Source organism: Accumulibacter sp., assembly GCF_031732815.1.
Taxonomy (GTDB): domain Bacteria; phylum Pseudomonadota; class Gammaproteobacteria; order Burkholderiales; family Rhodocyclaceae; genus Accumulibacter.
Map to the genome: position 1 here is coordinate 14,252 of NZ_JAVMKF010000226.1, position 5,515 is coordinate 19,766.

Annotated in this window: 5 protein-coding genes; 4 read left to right on the forward strand and 1 reads right to left on the reverse strand. The window is 65.1% G+C overall.

The window, feature by feature from the left end; all coding sequences use genetic code 11:
- On the reverse strand, nucleotides 1-1,355 hold a 1,355-nt coding region (locus tag RKP46_RS14170), incomplete at its 3' end, for an ATP-binding protein (RefSeq protein ID WP_311107232.1).
- A 265-nt stretch (nucleotides 1,356-1,620) separates the two neighbouring features.
- Between RKP46_RS14170 and RKP46_RS14175 the strand changes: the two genes are divergently transcribed.
- From RKP46_RS14175 to RKP46_RS14190, 4 genes are all read left to right on the forward strand, one after another.
- Entirely contained in the window at nucleotides 1,621-2,793 is a 1,173-nt protein-coding gene (locus tag RKP46_RS14175) for a sodium ion-translocating decarboxylase subunit beta (RefSeq protein WP_311107233.1), read from the forward strand.
- 90 nt (nucleotides 2,794-2,883) lie between these two features.
- The gene (locus RKP46_RS14180) at nucleotides 2,884-3,252 is read left to right on the forward strand and encodes a hypothetical protein (RefSeq protein ID WP_311107234.1); all 369 of its coding nucleotides are present in this window, start codon (nucleotides 2,884-2,886) and stop codon (nucleotides 3,250-3,252) included.
- A gap of 125 nt (nucleotides 3,253-3,377) precedes the next feature.
- Nucleotides 3,378-4,721 carry a fused MFS/spermidine synthase gene (locus RKP46_RS14185; protein ID WP_311107235.1) on the forward strand — a complete coding sequence of 448 codons (1,344 nt, stop codon included), beginning with the start codon at nucleotides 3,378-3,380 and terminating at the stop codon, nucleotides 4,719-4,721.
- 81 nt (nucleotides 4,722-4,802) lie between these two features.
- A partial coding sequence (locus tag RKP46_RS14190) for an ABC transporter transmembrane domain-containing protein (RefSeq protein WP_311107236.1) occupies nucleotides 4,803-5,515 on the forward strand: 713 nt, incomplete at its 3' end.

A 5,515-nucleotide genomic window follows, 5' to 3' on the forward strand; every position in this document is an offset into this window, starting at 1 on the left:
TCGATGACCGAGCGGCAGATCGACAGGCCGAGGCCAAGGCCGGTGCTGCGCGTCGTGAAAAATGGCGTGTAGAGCTTCTCACTCGCCGCCTCGGCCAGGCCAGCGCCTTGATCGGCGACCGAAACGACGATGGCTCCGTCGCTGTTGCGCGCGGTCGACAGACGCAGGCGGCGACATTCCGGCGCCGTGTCGGCCATCGCATCGATCGCGTTCTGCACCAGGTTGACGACGACCTGAAGGAGCAGTGTGCGGTCGGCGCGCGTCGTCGGCAAATCTTCCGACAAGGTCAGCGCGGTGGCGATCGCGTGGTCGTCGAGCCGCGCCTCGAGCAACTCGAGCGCCTCGCAGACGAGCGCGTTGATATCGCACTCGCTTGGCGTCGGATGCCGGCTACGGACGAAGTCGCGCACGCGGCCGATGATCCGACCGGCGCGCAGGCTCTGCGCGCGCGCGCGCTGCAGCGCCGCGACGAGTTCGCGGCGGTCGTGGCGCGGCGCCTGCAGCATGCGCAGACAGGCTCCGCTATAGTTGGCGATAGCGGTCAGCGGCTGATTCAGTTCGTGCGCCAAGGTCGAGGCGATCTCGCCCAGCGCCGCCAGACGGGCGGTCTGATGCAGAATTTCCTGATGCTGACGGTGGACGAGTTGCGCCTGCTTTTGTTCGGAGATGTCGGTAATCACCTGCAGGCTGACGCGGCGAGCCGGGTTCCACGGAATCGGACCGCGCTGCACCAGGTACCAGCGGCCGTTCGTCGTATCGCGCACTTCGCGCGCGACGAAGTCGCCACTTGGCGGCGCTTCGCTGCTCTCGGGCGGCAGGCCGAAGCGCTGGGCAAGGTCGCCGGCCTTCAGCGTGCCGGGGTCCACGGCAAGCAGGCGGGCCAGACTGCGATTGGCATAGAGCAGCGTGCCGCTGGCCTGGTCGGCAACGTAAACGGCGGCATGCAGTTCGTCGAGAACGCGAAAGAAGCGCTGGTCGGCCCGGCTCAGCGCAACGCGCAGGCGCGTGAGCAGAAGAACGAAGGTCGTGTAAACGGTGATCATCACGATGCCTTCCCAGTAGAAAAAGACTTCGCCCGAATACGGATGCGTCGAGCGAAAGCTGATCAGCCAGAAGAGCGACGAGACGCCGACGACGCTCATTCCGGCCGTCGTGCCGCCGGCCCAGGTGGCCAGCGCGATCGGCAGCAGATGGAGAATCGCCAGGCGCAATTCGTACCCGGTGGCATAGTCGAGCGCGGCGACGGCGGTTGCCAGCAGCAGAGCAAGGCTGAGCGCGGCGGCCCGGCTGGCCGCGACGCGGCGCAGCCAGAAGGCAATTCCCGCTGCCTGGCAGCGCCGCAGGGCGAGCTGCATCAGGGCGTTCCGCTCTGCGCTGCGCGAGCGCTGCCGAAGGTCGCAGGCGCACAAGTCATGTCAGTTTCCTTCCCGTCGTGAAATCCGGATCGGCCCATACCTTAGCATGGTCGTGTGCGCGTCAGCGCAAAACTAGGGCCAACCCTAGTTCTTTCCGAGGCCGCCCGGCCTACACTGCCGGCGCCCGATCACTCGTCGATTGCGCCAGGCAATTGACCGGCTGGGTGCCGGCGCTGAGCGTTCGGCAAGACCGCGAAAGAGACCCATGGCAGACCAGATACTGATTTTCCTGCAGGCGCTGCTCGATCAGACCGGAGCGGCGCACTTTTCCTTCGGCAACCTGATCATGATCGTCATCGGCGCGCTGATGATCTATCTCGCCATCGCCAAGCACTACGAACCATTGCTGCTCGTCGGCATCGGCTTTTCCTGCATCGTCGCCAACGTCCCGGGTCCACCGGATGATGTGCCCGGCGGGCAGGCGATTTCGGCGCTGCTCTATGCGGTCAAGGACGGCGGGCTGTTCCACTATGCCTACATGGGCGTCGAGAAGCTGATCATTCCGCCGCTGATCTTCCTCGGCGTCGGCGCAATGACCGACTTCGGCCCGATGATCGCCAATCCGCGCCTGGTCATCCTCGGCGCGGGTGCGCACCTGGGCATCTTCGTCGCCCTGATTCTCGCCAAGCTGCTCGGCTTCACGCTCAGCGAGGCGGGCGCCATCGGCATCATCGGCGGCGCCGACGGGCCGATGGCCATCTTCGTCGCGGTCAAGCTGGCGCCGCACCTGCTCGGACCGATCTCCGTCGCCGCGTATTCCTACATGGCCCTGATGCCGATGATCCAGCCACCGGTGATGCGCCTGCTGACGACCAAGGCAGAGCGTCAGATCTCCATGGCACAGGTCCGCAAGGTGAGCAAGCTGGAGAAGATCGCCTTTCCACTGGTCATGGCGATCATCGTCAATCTCTTCTTTCCCCCGGTTGCGCCGCTGATCACGATGCTGATGCTCGGCAATCTGCTGAAGGAAGTCGGTGTCACCGACCGCCTGTCGAAGACCGCTGCCGGCGGACTGATGAACGTGATCATCATCATCCTGACCGTCGCCATCGGCTCGACGATGGCCGCCGACAAGTTCCTCACCGTGCAGACGCTCGAAATCGTCGTCCTCGGCCTGCTTGCCTTTCTCTTCGGCACCGCATCCGGCGTCGTCACCGCCAAGCTCATGAACCTGTTCATGCGCACCAAGATCAATCCGCTGATCGGTTCGGCCGGCATTGCTTCGGTGCCGATCGCCGCGCGCGTCTCGCACATCGTCGCGCACCAGGAAAACCCGAACAATTTCCTCATCTACCACGCCATGGGGCCGAACCTTGCCGGCGTTTTCGGCACCGCGATTTCGGGCGGCATTCTGCTCGCCCTGCTCGGTGTGACCTGAGATGGCGACAAACCGTCTGGTCGTCGTGCGCGCAGGGCGCTCGGCGACTGCCTGCAACCCTCCCGCTTTCAGCCCGCCATGACCGCGATCGTGCCAGATACTCTCCAGGGAGCGCTGATTCTCAGCGTGATCGATTTCTTCCTCAGTTTCATCATCATCAGCGGGATAGGCTTTGTCCTGGCGCTCTTCCCGTTGCTCAACCGGCTGCACGCGACGTTGCCCACCGCTGCTGTCGCGCCAAAAGGCGGTGCCGGCGACAAGGCAGCCAGACCGGGCGCGACAAGCTTGCCGCCGGCGCCGGTCGCCGACGACATCGCGGCGATCGCGGCTGCCGTCCTCGTTGCCATGGATGGTGCGCCGCATCGCATCCTGCAGATCGATCCCAGCCAGCGCAGCGCCGGTTGGGTCAGCGAAGGCCGTGTGGCGCACCACGCCTCGCACGCGCCGAAGAACACCTGAGCCGCACCGCTGGCCGGCCGGTCGCCCGGCTCGACGCAGGGCAGGCAGAACGCCGACCGGCTGCGGCAAACCCCGGCCGCCGGCGTATAGTGCGGACACTCCTCAGTCGCGCACAAAGTCTGCCCATGCCACCCGCTCTGCTTTTTCTGATCGTCTTCATCGAGGGTTTCTGTTCGCTCGGCGCCGAAGTCATCGCGCTGCGCCAGCTCATTCCACACCAGGGCAGTTCGATCGTCGTCACCGCGCCGACCATCGGTTTCTTCCTGCTCGCGCTGGCGCTCGGCTACCACGCCGGGGCGCAGGTCGCAACCGACTACCTGAAAGTCGTCGCGCGCAACTTTCTGCTTGCCGCCTGCCTGATCGGCGGCGGTCTGTCCGGCGTCGTGGTCGATCGGATCTTCACGCTGCTCCAGCCGCCGCTGCTGGCCTACCTGTTCTTCGTCGCCGGTGTCGTCTGTCCGGTGGCCTGGTTGCTTGGCCAGACGGTGCCGGTTCTGAGCAACCTGTTGCAGCATCAACGTGTCGGCGAGGCGAGCGGGCGAGCGCTCTACTACTCGACGCTCGGTTCGTTTCTCGGCTCGCTCGTCCTTTCGCTGGTCGTCATGCAGTGGCTCGGCGTTTCGGCGGCGGTCGCCCTCTGCGCGCTCTTGCTGCTCGCCGGTTTCCTTGTCCTGCGCGGCGGCGCCCGACCAGCGCTGGCCGCCGCGCTGGCCGGTGCACTGCTCACCGGCACCGCCAATCTCTGGCTGCGCCCGGAAATCGAGACGGCCTACGCCAGCTATCTGGTCAAGCCGGTGGCCTACGCCGACGCGCTGAATGGTCGCGCATTCATCAACAACAGCTCGGTCGCTTCGCTGATCGACGACGCCGATCCGCCACAGTACGCGCGCTACATCCGCCACATTCGCAGCATCCTGCTCGACGAGCTCGGCTTGCGCGAGCGGCAGATACTCGTTCTCGGCGCCGGTGGTTTCACGCTCTCGCACCGCGAACCGCTCAATCACTATACCTACGTCGATATCGACCCGGCGGTGCGCGCCATCGCCGAGAAACATTTTCTGCGCGAGCAGGCACTCGGCGACTTCGTCGTGGACGACGCGCGCCGCTTCGTCGCGCGCAGCGAGCAGCGCTTCGCTGCCGTCGTGGTCGACGTCTATTCCTCACACGTGGCGATTCCCGGACATCTGGTGACGCGCGAGTTCTGGCTGGCGACGCGCCGGGTGATCGAACCGGACGGCCTGCTGATCGCCAATCTGATTCTCGACAGCGCACTGGCAACGCCCTATTCGCGCAACCTGCTGGCGACCATCGAGCAGGTGTATGGCCGCTGTGCGGTTGAGGTCCTGCAGAAGAAGCAGGCGCTGGCGAACGTCGTCGTCACTTGCCGCACCGGCCAGCCGGCGGCAAGCGCGCAGGTCTTCATCGACGAGTTGAACACGGCCGACTTCGACCTCGCGCGCTCGCGCTGAAGGCGCTGCCCCTTCGCTGCACGAGCGGCATGCTAGACTCGCCTTTCCGCCTTCCGGACGTGCGCGCCGCCGATCGACACCATGCCCTCAGCCAGCCAGCTCCCGGTATCTTCCTTGCGCGTCTACCTGCGCCTGCTCGGCTATCTGCGCCCGCTGATCGGCTGGTTCGTCGTCAGTCTGCTCGGCTATCTGATCTTTGCCTCGTCGCAACCGATGATGGCTGGCATCCTGAAGTACTTCGTGGATGGGCTGAACGCGGGTCCGGGCACGACTCGCCAGGTGCTTCCCGTGCTTGGCGAACTCGACCTGATCCATGCTGTTCCGCTCCTCCTGGTGCTGGCCATCAGTTGGCAGGGGCTCGGTTCATTTCTCGGCAATTACTACCTGGCGCGCGTTTCGCTGGGCCTGATCGACGATCTGCGGCGAGCCTTGTTCGGAAGCTTGTTGCGCCTGCCGAACGTCTACTTCGACCAGAACAACTCGGGACACCTGATTTCGCGCATCACCTACGACGTGACGATGGTCACCGGGGCAGCGACCGAGGCGATCAAGGTGGTCATTCGCGAGGGTCTGACGGTCATCTTCCTCTTCGCCTATCTGCTCTGGATGAACTGGCAACTGACCCTGGTGATGCTCGCCATGCTGCCGATCATCGGTCTGATGGTGACCCGGGCAAGCCGCAAGTTCCGCCGGCAAAGCCGCAAGATACAAGCTGCCATGGGCGATCTGACGCACGTTGCGGCGGAGACGATCCAGGGCTATCGCGTCGTGCGCAGCTTCGGCGGCGAGGACTA